At 54.4% G+C, this 14,468-nt stretch carries 13 protein-coding genes and 2 riboswitches; of the genes, 5 read left to right on the top strand and 8 right to left on the bottom strand.

Features of this window, described 5'->3' with window-relative positions; translation table 11 throughout:
- Positions 1–3: 3 nt before the first annotated feature.
- Both KNP82_RS06495 and KNP82_RS06490 read right to left on the bottom strand, forming a co-directional pair.
- On the bottom strand, positions 4–1,296 hold the full coding sequence (locus KNP82_RS06495; RefSeq protein ID WP_131472638.1) for a hypothetical protein: 1,293 nt from the start codon (positions 1,294–1,296) through the stop codon (positions 4–6).
- Between the two features lie 104 nt (positions 1,297–1,400).
- Positions 1,401–1,784 (bottom strand): DUF302 domain-containing protein, encoded by a 384-nt coding sequence (locus tag KNP82_RS06490; RefSeq protein WP_131472636.1) that lies wholly within the window; start codon positions 1,782–1,784, stop codon positions 1,401–1,403.
- Positions 1,785–1,956: 172 nt separating this feature from the next.
- Between KNP82_RS06490 and KNP82_RS06485 the strand changes: the two genes are divergently transcribed.
- Positions 1,957–2,352, top strand: a complete 396-nt coding sequence (locus KNP82_RS06485) for a Spx/MgsR family RNA polymerase-binding regulatory protein (protein WP_021067479.1) — start codon at positions 1,957–1,959, stop codon at positions 2,350–2,352.
- Positions 2,353–2,379: 27 nt separating this feature from the next.
- On the opposite strand, the gene KNP82_RS06480 is transcribed toward KNP82_RS06485, so the two are convergent.
- From KNP82_RS06480 to KNP82_RS06460, 5 genes are all read right to left on the bottom strand, one after another.
- Positions 2,380–3,042 carry a methionine ABC transporter permease gene (locus tag KNP82_RS06480; protein ID WP_021067480.1) on the bottom strand — a complete coding sequence of 221 codons (663 nt, stop codon included), beginning with the start codon at positions 3,040–3,042 and terminating at the stop codon, positions 2,380–2,382.
- Complete coding sequence (locus tag KNP82_RS06475; protein ID WP_029595430.1) at positions 3,014–4,048, bottom strand: methionine ABC transporter ATP-binding protein; 1,035 nt, start codon at positions 4,046–4,048, stop codon at positions 3,014–3,016. The genes KNP82_RS06480 and KNP82_RS06475 overlap by 29 nt, the downstream gene beginning before the upstream one ends.
- A gap of 9 nt (positions 4,049–4,057) precedes the next feature.
- Entirely contained in the window at positions 4,058–4,879 is an 822-nt protein-coding gene (locus KNP82_RS06470; RefSeq protein WP_021067482.1) for a MetQ/NlpA family ABC transporter substrate-binding protein, read from the bottom strand.
- A gap of 72 nt (positions 4,880–4,951) precedes the next feature.
- Positions 4,952–5,056, bottom strand: a riboswitch (SAM riboswitch).
- 40 nt (positions 5,057–5,096) lie between these two features.
- Entirely contained in the window at positions 5,097–6,113 is a 1,017-nt protein-coding gene (locus tag KNP82_RS06465; protein ID WP_214827379.1) for an iron-containing alcohol dehydrogenase family protein, read from the bottom strand.
- On the bottom strand, positions 6,110–7,285 hold the full coding sequence (locus KNP82_RS06460; protein ID WP_214827376.1) for an aminotransferase class I/II-fold pyridoxal phosphate-dependent enzyme: 1,176 nt from the start codon (positions 7,283–7,285) through the stop codon (positions 6,110–6,112). The genes KNP82_RS06465 and KNP82_RS06460 overlap by 4 nt, the downstream gene beginning before the upstream one ends.
- A 77-nt stretch (positions 7,286–7,362) precedes the next feature.
- A riboswitch (SAM riboswitch) is annotated at positions 7,363–7,463 on the bottom strand.
- Positions 7,464–7,636: 173 nt separating this feature from the next.
- On the opposite strand from KNP82_RS06460, the gene KNP82_RS06455 reads away from it, so the two are divergent.
- From KNP82_RS06455 to KNP82_RS06445, 3 genes are all read left to right on the top strand, one after another.
- Positions 7,637–8,737 (top strand): AI-2E family transporter, encoded by a 1,101-nt coding sequence (locus tag KNP82_RS06455; RefSeq protein ID WP_021067485.1) that lies wholly within the window; start codon positions 7,637–7,639, stop codon positions 8,735–8,737.
- 265 nt (positions 8,738–9,002) lie between these two features.
- The gene (locus KNP82_RS06450; protein ID WP_021067487.1) at positions 9,003–10,247 is read left to right on the top strand and encodes an MDR family MFS transporter; all 1,245 of its coding nucleotides are present in this window, start codon (positions 9,003–9,005) and stop codon (positions 10,245–10,247) included.
- A 144-nt stretch (positions 10,248–10,391) separates the two neighbouring features.
- Positions 10,392–11,885: a peptide MFS transporter gene (locus KNP82_RS06445; protein ID WP_021067488.1), complete on the top strand. Its 1,494-nt coding sequence runs from the start codon at positions 10,392–10,394 to the stop codon at positions 11,883–11,885.
- Between the two features lie 49 nt (positions 11,886–11,934).
- Here KNP82_RS06445 and KNP82_RS06440 read toward each other — a convergent pair whose 3' ends face one another.
- Positions 11,935–13,230: a glutamine synthetase family protein gene (locus tag KNP82_RS06440; RefSeq protein ID WP_021067489.1), complete on the bottom strand. Its 1,296-nt coding sequence runs from the start codon at positions 13,228–13,230 to the stop codon at positions 11,935–11,937.
- A gap of 192 nt (positions 13,231–13,422) precedes the next feature.
- On the opposite strand from KNP82_RS06440, the gene KNP82_RS06435 reads away from it, so the two are divergent.
- Positions 13,423–14,460, top strand: a complete 1,038-nt coding sequence (locus tag KNP82_RS06435; protein ID WP_029595428.1) for an SDR family oxidoreductase — start codon at positions 13,423–13,425, stop codon at positions 14,458–14,460.
- Positions 14,461–14,468 lie beyond the last annotated feature (8 nt).

Genomic DNA, 14,468 nt, shown 5'->3' with positions numbered 1-14,468 from the left:
CACTCATTTCTTCTTCAAGTCAGGGAAGTAGGACAAGAACGTCTCGGCCCCTTCGCTCGTCAGTTTGTACGTCTCGTCGGTCGAGCGGTCGGTCACGTAAATATCCATCTTTTTCGAGCGCTGTTTATACGTCACCTCGAACTCTTGTCCCTTGTGTCCATCGACGATTGTTAGAAGCGGATAGTCGCCTTCATCACCTTGACGCTTCGTCGGTTCAGCGGAATCGATTGCTTGGACGAGGTCATCCATATCGTTCCCCGCTGCTTTTAAAAGAACCGGGTATGACAACGGAGATTCCGGGTTGAACGGCTGTTGATGAAGATAAACGAGTGGACCGACCACAAGTGGCATGTAGTCTTCGTCGGGGTGTGTCTCGAGCTGCTTTCGTTCCGCTGTCGATAATAAGTCAGAGGTGCGGTATGTGAACGTCATCGTCTCATTGACGACTTTTCCGTCACGAGTATAGGTGAACTCATACAATGGATAAGTCTGGTCCGGGATGAGCTCCGTCTCGAGGGGGAGGCGCTCGACGCTCAACGCTTCATATGTAAGCCCTTCTGCGGTTTGGTCAATCATCGACTCGAGTGGAGTCACCGAGAAATAAAGGTCCGCAAACATGAGCAGCAAATACGGTTTCTCAGTAATCGTGTCGTAACCGATCGCTACTTTGATGTCTTTCATGCTGGCCATCGACGGATCGAACGAGAACAACGGATATGGACTCGGCATTCCCCCGATTTCTACTTCAATCTCACCGTACAGAGCCGGGGAAAAGGCGACGAGCGTTTCGAGGAACGGTTCAATCCGGTTGCCTGACTCGTTCAATTCATCGGCATCCCGTAAGGCGGTTTTGGCGGACTTATCGGCCGGACCGACGATTGGATAACGACCGATCGGTGTCCCCGTTGATACGTCCACATCGTCAGGGAACGACTCGATCACTTCCGCCGAGAAGCGGTTCGAGACCGTGTCACGACAAAGCACATAATTCTCATCCCCTTTCATATATGATACGGCCTTGAACGCATACTCCTCACCCGTGTCCGTCATCGGATAGCGGTTCGCCACGATCGTATCGAACACAATCAAGTCGCCTTCCAGCTCGGTCGTCAACTTACCGCTACAGGCTTCAAGCGTCTCGTCGGCTGAATGAAGGGAAATCAACTCCTCCTTGGCATACTTACTGACGGTCCAATGCGCGTCGACGTAAGACAAGTTTACGACGTCCGGCTTTTCCCCACCGCAACCAACCAATAAGCCTGTGGATAGTACAAATAAACCGACTAACTTTTTCAAATCATCCGCCCCTCACCATTTATTTGTACCAATTTTACCATTATATTACTTTAGGAGGGAACACGAAAAAAACCGTCCGACGACCTGGACGGGTTCAATGACCGTTACACAGTTTTATCGATGGCTCGGGTCAATCTCGTCTCGACATCGCGTGCCACAGCTTGGAGCGACTCATCCTCGATCAGTTCGATCAGTTTCGTCGGCTTTGGCATCCCGACATGGGTCGACCCGTCTTTCGTGAAGACGGCGAGCTTGCATGGGAGGAAATAACCGCCTTCCCGGTGCGCCGTGATGACTTTTTTCGCTTCTTTTGGATTGCACACTTCGAGGATGCGGTAGTCTCCATCAATCGCTTGGCCTTTCTCTTCGAGCGTCTCACTCAAATTGAAGTCCCAAAGCACCCCGAACTCTTCCTCTTTGAGCGTCGTTTTCAGCTTCTCGACGACCGCTTCGACCGTCTGATCGGTCTTGACCGTGTAATCAAACATGTGAACCCCTCCTAAGATGTAGTCTCTCTCGTCTTGTACCCGAAGTGAGGACCGACAAATCGTCTGTTCGGTCGAAAAAAGTATATGTGATTTGAAACATATTCGATGTCCGTCACGTATGTATGAGAGAAAATAAAGAAGTCCATACTTACGTAAAGGAGAAGTGGTTGCCGTGACGGTCACCGTATTCACACATACAAGCTGCAGTTCTTCCCGTAAGACGATCGATTGGTTACGTGAGCAGAACATCCCGTTCATCGAGAAGAAATTGACCGACCAAGGGATGTCGTTCACCGAGTTCAAAGACATGCTCCGCCTCACCGAGAACGGGACGACCGACCTGTTGTCCGTTCAAAAGAGCGTGTACAAACAAGCGGCGGATCAACTTGATGAGATGTCGCTCCGCGAGCTGTACAGCTTCGTGGCGTCGCATCCCCAGATTTTGAAGAGTCCGATCGTCGTCGACGACAATCGAATTCAAATCGGGTTCAGCGAGAAAGAGATTCGTACGTTCATCCCGCGCCATGACCGCATTGCCGAATTGAAACGATTGCTCGATAACAAGTAAGAGCCCTGCCGAAGCAGAGCTCTTTTCTTATGCCTTCTTGAGTCGGGCCGCCAAGCGGTTTCCGAACGATTGAATCGATTGGACGAGTAGAATCAAGACGAAGATGGTCACGTACATGACCTCCGGCTCGAATCGGAGATGCCCGTATTGATAGGCGATATCGCCGAGTCCACCGGCCCCGACGAGTCCTGCCATCGCGGTCGCCCCGATCAAACCGATCGTCGCAATCGTCAAACCGAGCACGATTGAAGAGCGGGCCTCCCGGATCAACACGTACCAGATGATTTTCCGGGTCGAGATGCCCATCGCTTCATACGCCTCGACGACCCCGCGGTCGACCTCGAGCAGCGCCGACTCCATGAGCCGCGCGATATACGGCGCCGTGAACACGATGAGCGGCAACAGCACGCCTTGGACGCCGATCGTTGTTCCCATGATGAAACGGGTGAACGGGAGGATGAAGAATAAGAGAATGATGAATGGGATCGAACGGACGACGTTGATGACACTCGACAAGATGCCGTAGAAATAACGGTTGGCGAGCCGCCCGTGCGGTCGCGTCAAGACGAGTAGCGTCCCGAGCGGCAGTCCGATCAACGTCGAGATGACGAGCGCGATGCCGGTCATCGTGAGAGTCTGAATCGTCCCCGTCCAAATCAAGTCACCCCAATTTTCCCAAAACTGAAGCATGGTTCGTCACCTCCTTCACTTTCACACCACTCGCTTCTAAGAAGCGGACGGCTTGGTCGGTCTGGCCCTCATCGCCGTCCAAATGGACGAGTAGATTACCGACGAGACCGCCTTTAAGCTTTTTGATGCCGCCCCCGATGATATTCGGCAGCAAGCCGAACCGTTTCGTCAATTGGGCGAGCACGGCCTGTTCACTTTGATGGCCGATGAACGACAAGTTGACGAGCGTCCCGTGCGTGCTCAATTCTTCGACGACCTCTTTCGGGACATCGAGGTTCGTCTTCAAGAACTTGCGCGTCGTCGCATGCTGCGGGTCCGAGAACACGTCGAGCACGTCCCCTTCTTCGATGATCCGGCCGGCCTCGATGACCGCGACCCGGTCGCAGATGCGCTCGATGACTTCCATCTCGTGGGTGATCAAGAAAATCGTCAGCCCGAGCTCGCGATTGATGTCGAGAAGCAGGTCGAGAATCGACTCGGTCGTCTCCGGGTCGAGCGCGCTCGTCGCCTCGTCGCTGAGCAGGATGTCCGGCTCATGTGCGAGGGCGCGGGCGATGGCGACACGTTGCTTCTGTCCGCCCGAAAGTTGCTCCGGATAATGTTTCCGATGATCCGTCAATCCGACGATGTCGAGGTACTTGTCGACGCGTTCGCGGATTATCCGCTTATCGAGTCCTTCGAGACGGAGCGGGATGGCGACGTTCTCTTCGACGGTCGCCGTCTTGAGCAGGTTGTAATGTTGGAAGATCATCCCGATGCGATGACGTAGCTTCGAGAGCCCTCGTTTGTCGAGCTTCGTGACGTCCTGTCCTTCGATTTCGACCTGGCCCGACGTCGGGCGTTCGAGCAGGTTGATCATGCGGATGAGCGTGCTCTTTCCTGCCCCGCTTCGGCCGATGATGCCGAAGATCTCGCCTTTCTCGATGGTGAGCGAGACGTCGTCGAGTGCGGTGACAGCACCTTTATTTACCGTGAACGTCTTCGTGATTCCTTTAAGTGCGATCATAGGCCCTCCTTAAAACGCCGGGACGATTGAGCCGTCGAACGTCTCTTCGATGAACGTCCGGACCTCGTCCGAGTGATAATACGATTTGAGCGTCGCGACGACTTCGTCATCCTTGTTGTCGGTACGGACGACGACGTAGTTCGGATACGGGTTGTCGACCGTGTCTTCATGGAACAAGGCGTCCTCGTTGATCGACAGGCCGGCACCCATCGCGAAGTTCGTGTTGATGGCAGCGAGTGCGACTTCCGGGAGCTGGGTCGGGAGCTGCGACGCCTCGAGTTCGATGAATTCAAGGTTGAGCGGGTTCTCGGCGATGTCACGTTTTGTCGCCTTGTCTGTCAATCCTTCTTTGAGCGTGATGAGTCCCGCTGTCTCATAGAGACGGAGCGCGCGTAGCTCGTTCGCCGGGTCGTTCGGGACGGCGACCTTGTCACCTTCTTTCAAGTCCTCGATGTCGGTCAATTTCTCTGAGTAGAGACCCATCGGGAAAGCGACGGTCTTGAACACGTCGTCGATTTTATAGCCTTTATCGGACTTTTGCAGTTCTAGGAATGAGAGCGTCTGATAACTGTTCACGTCGAGGCTACCCTCGGCGAGCGCCGTGTTCGGCGTATTATAGTCGTTGAACACTTTGATATCGAGTTCGAGGCCGTCTTCGGCCGCGAGTTCTTTCACTTTCTCGGCGATCTGTTGGTGCGGCCCGCCCGTGACGCCGATCGTGAGCGACTCCGTGCTGAGCGCCTCGCTCGCGTCCGATTGTCCGCATGCTGAGAGCGCGATGGCGGCGAGTAGTGATGTTCCTGCAAGTACTGTTTTCTGTTTGATGTTCATTTGTTTTCCTCCTCCAAAATGAAAGCCCGCTACTCATTCAGAGTGGCGGGCACGACAAGTCAAAGTCGGACACGCTCATCTCCCAGACGATTTCGTCTGTTGGAATTAGCACCATGATCATTACGATCTGGTTGCTGGGTTTCACAGGGCCAGTCCCTCCACCACTCTTGATAAGCAATCGGTCTATTAAGTTGTTATCATCTTACTTTTAATTCTTTTAATTGTAAATAGATAATTGTAAATTTTCAAAAATTATTTTCAAAAAGTCTTTATCGAGCGGTTCCGGCAACTGTTGCAGCTCGGTCTCCGTCATGACGGAGTCGACGAGGACCGGGATATGCTCAAATCCGACCCCGAGCGTCTCGAGCGTCGTCGGGGCACCGAACCGTTTCAACCAAGCTTCCAAATACGGAGCATCGGCCGAGCGCCGCAAGCGCTCTTGGATGATCAGGCCGAAGCCGACCTTGTCTCCGTGCAAGAATGAGTGGGTCGACTCGAAGCGGCTGAGCGCATTATGGACCGCATGGCCCACGGCGACGCGTGTCCCGGCGTCACCAAATCCACCGACGGCGCCGCCGATGGCGAGCACGTGATCGACCGCGAAGCGGACGTCGTCACTATACGACTCAAAAGCGTGCTCGCTCAATTCAAGTTCGACGAGACGCCCGCACTGCTCGGCCAAGACGAGTCCGGTGTTGACGCCGGCGTCAGCTGAGCTGTCACCACTCAAATAACGGGCCTCGTAAAACTTCGCGACCGTGTCGATGACACCTGCCCGAAAGTATTCATATGGTGAGCGCGAGATGACCCGTGAGTCAACGATGACCCGTTCGATGACGACGCGGAACATGTCGTAGCGGTCGTAGCTCCCGTCCTCCTGATAGACGACGCTGAGCGGTGTGAACGCCGCACAGTTCGAGGCGAGCGTTGGGACGACGATGAGCGGGACGTTCCGTTGATAGGCGACGAGTTTGGCCGTATCGACGAGCTTGCCACCTCCGACGGCGATTAACACGTCGGCGTCCAACGGTTTGAGCCGTTTGACTTCCGAGTCCGTGCACTCCCCGCTGAACCTTGTTGCCGGATAGTCCGCGATGGCCGGAAAGATGGCTCGGACGACGTCATACCCTTTCTGACCGTGCAGGACGTGGGCACGGCGGCCGTCGACTAAGTCATCAAGACGGTCGAGCGCGTCATCGGCGTGGTCATATTCAAGGACGGCCTGACGAATCATGCGCGCACCTCCTCATAGGCGGCAAACAACCGCTCGATTCGTTCGACGGCCTCGTCAATCTTCGGTTCCGGTGAGACGAGGCCGAAGCGGACGTATCCGTTCCCTTCCGAACCGAAGAAATAGCCCGGGGTGACGGCGACACCGGCTTCATGCAGCAGTTTCCGCGAGAACGACTTGGCATCACCCTCAGGCACTTTCGCCCAGACGAAGAACGAGCCTTCCGGCGGTTCGACGGCCCAGCCGGCCCGGTTCAACCCGTCGATCAGGCGATCACGCCGTGCCTCGTACAGTCGTGCCAAGTCATCGCGAATGGTACGGGGCGCCTCGAGCGCAGCGACAGCCGCCGCCTGGATGGCCGAGAACACGCTGACGTGGACGTGGTCCTGATACGTGTTGATCGCCTCGATGATGTCCGCGTTCCCGACAGCAAAGGCGACGCGCCAACCGGACATGTTGAACGCTTTCGACATCGTATATACCTCGATGCCGACTTTTTTCGCCCCTTCCGCCTGCAGAAAGCTAGGCGGGACATGGCCATCGAATCCGATGCTGCCATATGCGAAATCGTGGACGACCATCAAGTCCCGCTCCCGGGCGAAACGGACGGTATCGTCAAAGAAAGCGGGTGAGGCGACGGCTCCGGTCGGATTGCTCGGGTAGTTCAAATACATGAGTCTTGCATCTTGCGTATCGAGCGTCTCATAGTCCGGCAAGAAGCCGTTCTCTTCCCGGAGGACGAGGTCACGGACGACGGCACCGGCGAGGCGTGCCCCCGAGATGTAATCAGGATAGCCGGGATTCGGTAGCAAAATTCCGTCGCCAGGTTCGAGTACGCATTGCGGCAACGTGATGAGACCAGATTTTGAGCCGATGAGAATCGCTACTTCTGTCTCGGGATCAAGTTCGACTCCATACTCATTCAAATAGAACGTCGCCACTGCTTGCTTCAGGCGGGCCTGACCGCGGAACGGACCGTATTGATGGGTCGAGGCGTCGAGGAGCGCCGTCTGAAGCGCGTCACAGATTGGCTCAGGCGTAGGCAGGTCAGGCGTCCCTTGTCCGAGTCGGATGATGTCGCGGCCGGCTTGTTCGAGTTCGGCCACCTCGTTCGCGAGTCCGACGAAATGTTGAGGTGGTAACGTTTTAAGTAGATGTGAGCGTCTGTCAGTCATGAATAGTCCTCCTATGCAAAAAACACCCCTTTCCGCGGAAAGGGGTGTCGAGATACGGACGTATTCAAACAACCACCTTTCCATCTCTCAAGGTCACCTTGCTGGAATTAGCACAGTATTGAATCAATCTGTTGCTGAAGCTTCATCGGGCCAGTCCCTCCGCTTCTCTTGATAGAAAGTGTTTTATATGCGATTTGTCTTTTTGTAATATGTCACTTAGTTAACCAAACGTTACCAATCTTGTCAATCCTTTTTTGAAAATGAGCATGTCCTCTTGAATCCCGATAAAAAAACGTTCATAGTGAAAGTGAACGTTATTCTACAAAATTTAAAACATGAGGGGATGGACCTTTGGAATTAAACCGTCAATTGATTTGGAAGTTGAGCGTGATCGGCCTGATCCTGCTCGTGCTCTGGAAAGTCATCAGCGAACCGGATACGATTTCGCAGATGATGCATTATACGTTCCAGTTGCTGACGCCGATTATTATGGGAATCGCCATCGCGCTGCTCCTGAATACCGTCCTGTCCTATATAGAAGAACGGTTTCAACTAAAACGATATCAAGGCTTGCTGATCGTCTATATCATCTTTATCGGGATTCTCGTCATATCTGCGGTGACGCTGTTCCCACGCATTTATTCGAGCCTCGCCTCGCTCATCGAGGAACTCCCGTCCTATATCCGGCAAATCGACGGGTATCTGTCACAGTTGAACACGTATTTGAAAGAGTATAACGCGACAGTCGCCCAGGCCATCGATTTCAGCCGGTTCGAGGAGCGCTACTCGGGCTGGGTCGAGACGGCCGTCTTGTCGTCGGTCAGCTACGTGTCGAGCTTCACGATGACGCTCATTAACTTCTTGATTGGGATCGTCATCTCGATTTATCTTTTAAAAGACAAAGAGATTTTTGCCCGCATGTTCAAGCGGCTGTTGTATGCGATGTTCCCGGTCGCGTCAGCCAAGACGACGATCGACATCTTCCAAGAGATGGATTACATCTTTAAACGCTATATCATCGGGAAGTCGCTCGACTGCCTCATCATCGGGGTGCTGGCCGTCGCCGGTCTGTTGATTATCGGGGCGCCATACGCGCTTCTCCTCGGCGTCATCGTCGGTGTCTTGAACTTCATCCCGTACGTCGGGCCGCTGCTCGGGATGATCCCGGCGTTCATCATCACCTACTTCTATGACCCGTTCACGGCGCTCATCGTCCTCTTGTTCATCTTCTTGTTGCAACAATTCGACGGACTCTGGCTCGGGCCGAAGATTCTCGGCGACAGCGTCGGCATCACGCCGTTCTGGGTCATCACGTCGATCATCATCGGCGGCAGCCTGTTCGGCCTCGTCGGGATGTTCATCAGCGTGCCGGTCACGGCGATGATTCAAGTCGTGTTCTCGCGCTTGATCGACTACCGGCTCAGTCGCAAGAACTTGAATGAATTGTTATGACACATTGACGATTTAGGTTGACACATTTCACAGAAATATCATAATCTTGAAGAGAAGACAGTCCAATGCAGAAAGGAGAGGTACCGATGTCAGTCATTCAACGCTCGCACGTCCAAGTCCATATTGACCGGCAGGCGCCTCTCCGTGATTTGAATCCGTGACGTTCGCCCGCCTTCCGAGGCATGTCTAAGATCGTAGGGACGCGTATGCCTTTGTGCATGCTGCGTCCCTTTTTACATTCCAATAATTAAAGCAGGTGAACCTAATGATTCAATCACTCAAACGACTCGACCGCAATATTTGGATCCGCTTCCTCGGGGAGACGATCACCGGCGTCATGATGTTCATGATCGCGCCGTTCCTTGTCCTCTATTACAGCGACAAGCTCGACAGTTATATCCAGGTCGGTGTCATCATGGCGACCGGTCCGATCATGGCCCTCATCGGTTCGGTCGTCGGCGGACGGCTCGCAGATTTGTATGGCCGTAAACCGATCATGATGATCGCCATCCTCGGCGACGCGCTCGCGCTCGTAGGTTTCGCGTTCGCCGAGACGTTTTGGCCGCTCCTCCTTTTGAACGCCATGCTCGGCTTGACGAACTCGTTGTTTCATCCGGCCGCGAGCGCGATGGTGGCGGACGTGACCGAGCCCGAACAGATGAACGAGGCGTTCGGCCTGTTGCGGATGGGCCATAACATCGGGGCGGCGCTCGGCCCGCTCCTCGGCAGCGCCGTCCTGTTCATCGACCGGCAGTATATCTTCTTCTCGGCGTCATTCGTCTTTATCCTTTATGCGCTCGTCCTCGGCCGCTTCATCCGGGAGTCGCTCCCGGAGACGACCGAGGCCGATACACCGTCTAACCGGGACGTCCTACGGGTGTTCTATAACGATAAGGTGTTCCTCGTCTTCATCTTCGCCGGTGTGTTCATCTCGATGGGCTTCTCGCTCATCGAGAGCATGTTGCCGCTGTTCTTGCGCGAGTCGATGCCGTCGTTCACCGACCGTGAGAATCCGTTCGCCTATATGCTCGCCTTGAACGGCATCATGGTCGTGTTGTTCCAGTTCCCGATTGCCTCGAAACTCGGGCGCAAGCCGTTCGGCAACGTCATGCTCGCCGGGGCGACCATCTTCGGGGTCGGCATGATCCTGATCGCGGTCATGCCGCGTCTCCTCTACTCCCTCGGGACACCGTACCTCGTCCTCGTGAGCGTCTTGCTCGCGGTATACGCGTTCTATACGCTCGGTGAGATGATCATGTCCCCGGTCCAACAGACGTTCATCGCCTTGATCGCTCCGGAGAATATGCGTGGGGCCTATAACGGGGCCGCCAGTATCCAATGGTTGATCGGCGGGGTGACGGCTCCAATCATGGCGAGCCTATTCTTCGATCAGCGGGCCGGACATATCGCCTTGATTCTCGTCGGGGCGGCCAGTTGTGTGTCAGGCCTCATCTACTGGCAGCTCGGACGTCGCGTCAGTGCGGCCGAAGCGAAACAAAAGACGGCTTGACCTATATAAATCACACTGAACCTAGTCGTTTAGTGTGATTTTTTAATTCGTTGCAAATTCGTTAAATTTTGAATATTTGCTTCTATTATTCTTTACAAACATAATGATTCTTTTTATGATAATACGGTTAAGGAGGGATCTTTCATGGAAAGGATCGATAAACAGAAAATTGTGGACAGCGTGCCACAAAAAGGTTTTTTCGGACAGCCGAAAGGGTTGTTCACGCTATTCTTCACTGAGTTTTGGGAACGGTTCTCGTATTACGGGATGCGTGCGATCCTCGTCTTCTACATGTATTACGAGGTATCAGATGGCGGTCTCGGTCTCGACCAGAACGTCGCCTTGTCCATCATGTCGGTGTATGGCGCACTCGTCTACATGTCGGGGGTCATCGGGGGATGGCTCGCTGACCGTGTGTTCGGGACGTCCCGGGCCGTCTTCTTCGGCGGTGTGTTCATCATGCTCGGTCATATCGTACTGTCGATTCCGGGTAGCCTGACGTTCTTGTTCATCTCAATGGCGTTGATCGTCATCGGGACCGGTCTCTTGAAACCGAACGTCTCGAGTATCGTCGGTGATTTATACAATGAGACGGACCGTCGTCGTGACGCCGGGTTCAGTATCTTCTATATGGGGATCAACCTCGGTGCCTTCATCTCGCCTTTGATCGTCGGAGGGGTTCAAAAGAGTTATGGCTTCCATTGGGGCTTCGCGCTCGCCGCGGTCGGGATGTTCATCGGTCTCGTCGTCTTCATGGTCACGAAGAAAAAGAACCTTGGTCTCGCCGGTTCATACGTACCGAACCCGTTGACACCGTCTGAAAAGAAAAACGCAATCAAGTATACGACGATTGCAGTCGTCCTCATCGGTGGTCTGTTGGCCGTGTTGATTCCACAAGGGTTGTTCACGATTAACACGTTCATCGGTCTCGTCGGTGTGTTCGGGATCGCGATTCCGACGATTTATTTCATCGTCATGTATCGTAGCCCGAAAACGACGGAAGTCGAGCGGTCACGGATTATCGCCTATATCCCGCTGTTCATCGCCTCGGTCATGTTCTGGGCGATTCAAGAGCAAGGCGCAACGATTTTGGCCAGTTATGCGGATAAGCGGACCGACCTTGAATTTTTAGGGTTCACGCTGTCACCGGCCTGGTTCCAGTCGCTCAACCCGTTGTTCATCATCATGCTCGCTCCGGTGTTCGCATGGCTTTGGGTCCGACTCGGTGACCGTGAGCCGAGCATCCCGACGAAGTTCGCCTTCGGGATTTTGTTCGCAGGGTTAAGTTTCTTGGTGATCTTGCTCCCGGCCTACTTCGGTGGCCCGGACACGCTCGTCAATCCGCTCTGGCTCGTCCTCAGTTACTTCATCGTCGTGCTTGGTGAGCTCAGCCTGTCGCCGGTCGGTCTGTCGGCGACGACGAAACTCGCCCCGGCTGCCTTCTCGGCCCAGACGATGTCACTCTGGTTCTTGTCGAACGCGGCGGCACAAGGGATTAACGCCCAGCTCGTTCGTTTCTATTCACCAGAGAACGAGATGCTCTACTTCGGGATTATCGGTGGAGCAGCGATCGTACTCAGTATGATTTTGTTCGCTCTCGCACCGGTCATCAAAAAGTATATGCGCGGGATTCATTAAGCGCAAAAGCCCATTCCTCGGCCGAGGAATGGGCTTTTGTATACATTGCTTATTTACGGACTTGGATGAGCGACAAGTAGCGGTCGATCAAGTCATGGTTGAAGTAATCATGGAACCGGTCCGACTTGAGCGATTGAATCGACTCATGGAACGTCGCCGGGAGTGACGAGATGCCTTGGCTTTCAATCTGCTTCGCCGAGTACTCGAACAAGTCGTCCTCGTTCGGTGCCGACGGCTCGAGCTGTTGCTCGATGCCCTCGAGTCCGGCATAAATCAATGCCGCAAGCGCGAAGTACGGGTTCGCACTCGGGTCTGGGTTACGGACTTCGACGCGCGTCGCGCTTCCGCGGGACGCCGGAATCCGAATCATCGAACTGCGGTTCGACGGGCTCCAACAGATGTTGACCGGTGCCTCGAAACCTGGCACGAGACGCTCGTACGACTCTGGGAGCGGGTTCGTGAAGATGGCCGTCGCGCGGGCATGCTTCAGAATCCCTTCGATGAAGTGACGGGCCGTGAGCGATAGACCGTAATCCGACTCCGGCTCTTCGAATGCGTTCACCGTCGGGTTGCCGTCCTTGTCGTTCTTCCAAACCGAGATGTTGAGGTGCATCCCCGAACCGTTCACGTCACGGAGCGGTTTCGGCAAGAATGACACTTTTGCACCTTTCTCTTGGGCTGCCAATTGAACGATTTCTTTGAAGAACTGGATGTTGTCGGCCGTGTGGAGCGCGTCATCATATTTGATGCCGATTTCGTGCTGGGCCGGTGCGACTTCGTGGTGGACCGCCTCGATGTTGAAACCGACTTCGCTCAAGCGGTTGGCGATATGTTGGCGGACCTCATACCCTTTGTCTTCCGAACGTGTCGAGAAGTAACCCGCCTCATCGTAAAATTCACCATTCTCGTCGAAGATGAAGAATTCCGGCTCAGCGCCGACGAAAATCGAGTAGCCGTCACGTGCAGCCCGCTCGAGGGCATCCTTCAAGACGTTGCGCGGGTCGAACTCGTAACGTTCGCCGTCCGGTGTGCAGACGTCACAGAAAAAGGCGAGAATGCTCTCGTCCCCATCCTGCTCGTAGCGTGGACGATCTAAATCCGGTCTCAAGAATAGGTCTGAGTTTTTGATGGAAGAAAAACCGGCGATGGATGAACCGTCAAACATCGTCTTCCCTTCAAAGACTTCCGGCAACAATTTTGCAGAGAGAGTCAGTAGCTTCAAGTCTCCAAGCACGTCGGAGAAGTACATGTGGATTTGTGTGATCCCTTTCTCCTGAACCGTTTTTTCAATCTCTTCTTGCTTCTTCCTGTTGCCATCCTTGTCTGTTCCGAATAGATTAGCCATGATTCTAAAAAACCTCACTTAAGTTATTTGACATATCAACACTGTCATGACGTACCTTGCGTACGCTTCTCCTTAAGTCATAACCGACTTTAAAAATTATTAAACCCCTAATTTTATTCTTTAGGTTGAAAGTGGCTCATTCCGTTGCCACTTGTTATGATGGGGAGAGACTGAAAAGAGAGGAAGAACGCTGTGAATATTTTTATGACCGGTGCGACCGGATTTTTGGGAGGACGGCTCGCCCGCGAGCTGATTCATCGTGGGCATACGCTGTGCGTCCTCGCCCGTACACCTGAGAAAGTGGAGGCGATGTTCTCACGGGACGAACGTCGCTCCATCACTGTCCTGGCCGGGGATTTGACGGCCCCGTTCCTCGGAGCAGACGAGCGGTTCATCACCGATCATGACCTTTCATTCGACTTGGTGCTCCACATGGCGGCCCTCGTCAAATTCGATGAGGAGCTCCGTGAGGAACTGTTCGAGACGAATTTGACCGGGACGAGACAAGCGCTCGCGCTCGCAAAGGCGCTGCATTGCCCTCGCTTCTTCCACGTCAGCACGGCGTACACGCTCGGAGCACGCGAGGTCGGCGATGAGACGTTGTATGCGACCGACCAGACGTTCCATAATCCGTACGAGGAGAGCAAGGCGCACGCCGAACAGGCCGTCTGGGCGGAACGGGACCACCTCGACGTCTCGATTTTCCGTCCCGCCATCATCGTCGGTGACTCGAAGACCGGTGAGGCCGACTCGAAGTTCACGATGTACGGCTATATGCGCGCTCTCGAGGTGTTCAAGCGCCGCCTCGAGCGCCGTGGGGCACCGGATGGACCGATCCGTCTCCTCGGCTCTGAGACCGGCACGTCGAACCTCGTCCCGGTCGATTATGTGGCTGATGTACTCCTCGCTGCCATCGAACACGCTAAACCGGACACGATTTATAACGTGACGAACGATGCCCCGCCGCGCAACGTGACCATGCTCGACTATATGAAGCAAGCGCTTGCGTTCCCGCACTTGAAGATCACGGAGACGGCGACGTCTTCGCTCAGCCAAGCCGAGCAGACGTTCAACGAGATGGTGAAGGTGTTCAATCCTTACTTGAATCGCGATATCGCGTTCGACGACGCCAATACGAAACGTCTGTTGCAGGACGCTGGGTTCAAACCGCTCGATTTGAACGAGCGGTCGCTGCGCCGGATCGTGAACGCCTATTACGAGACGAAATGACGAAAAGA

This window comes from Exiguobacterium sp. s26, from assembly GCF_018618235.1.
Taxonomy (GTDB): Bacteria; Bacillota; Bacilli; order Exiguobacteriales; family Exiguobacteriaceae; genus Exiguobacterium; species Exiguobacterium chiriqhucha.
This window is presented reverse-complemented; position numbering and strand designations above follow the sequence as displayed.

Coding starts and splice junctions, on each gene's coding strand:
- KNP82_RS06490 (WP_131472636.1), bottom strand. CDS start 1,784: ATGTTTGATTACACGGTCAAGACCGATCAGACGGTCGAAGCGGTCGTC.
- KNP82_RS06480 (WP_021067480.1), bottom strand. CDS start 3,042: ATGCTTCAGTTTTGGGAAAATTGGGGTGACTTGATTTGGACGGGGACG.
- KNP82_RS06475 (WP_029595430.1), bottom strand. CDS start 4,048: ATGATCGCACTTAAAGGAATCACGAAGACGTTCACGGTAAATAAAGGT.
- KNP82_RS06470 (WP_021067482.1), bottom strand. CDS start 4,879: ATGAACATCAAACAGAAAACAGTACTTGCAGGAACATCACTACTCGCC.
- KNP82_RS06465 (WP_214827379.1), bottom strand. CDS start 6,113: ATGATTCGTCAGGCCGTCCTTGAATATGACCACGCCGATGACGCGCTC.
- KNP82_RS06460 (WP_214827376.1), bottom strand. CDS start 7,285: ATGACTGACAGACGCTCACATCTACTTAAAACGTTACCACCTCAACAT.
- KNP82_RS06450 (WP_021067487.1), top strand. CDS start 9,003: ATGATTCAATCACTCAAACGACTCGACCGCAATATTTGGATCCGCTTC.
- KNP82_RS06445 (WP_021067488.1), top strand. CDS start 10,392: ATGGAAAGGATCGATAAACAGAAAATTGTGGACAGCGTGCCACAAAAA.
- KNP82_RS06440 (WP_021067489.1), bottom strand. CDS start 13,230: ATGGCTAATCTATTCGGAACAGACAAGGATGGCAACAGGAAGAAGCAA.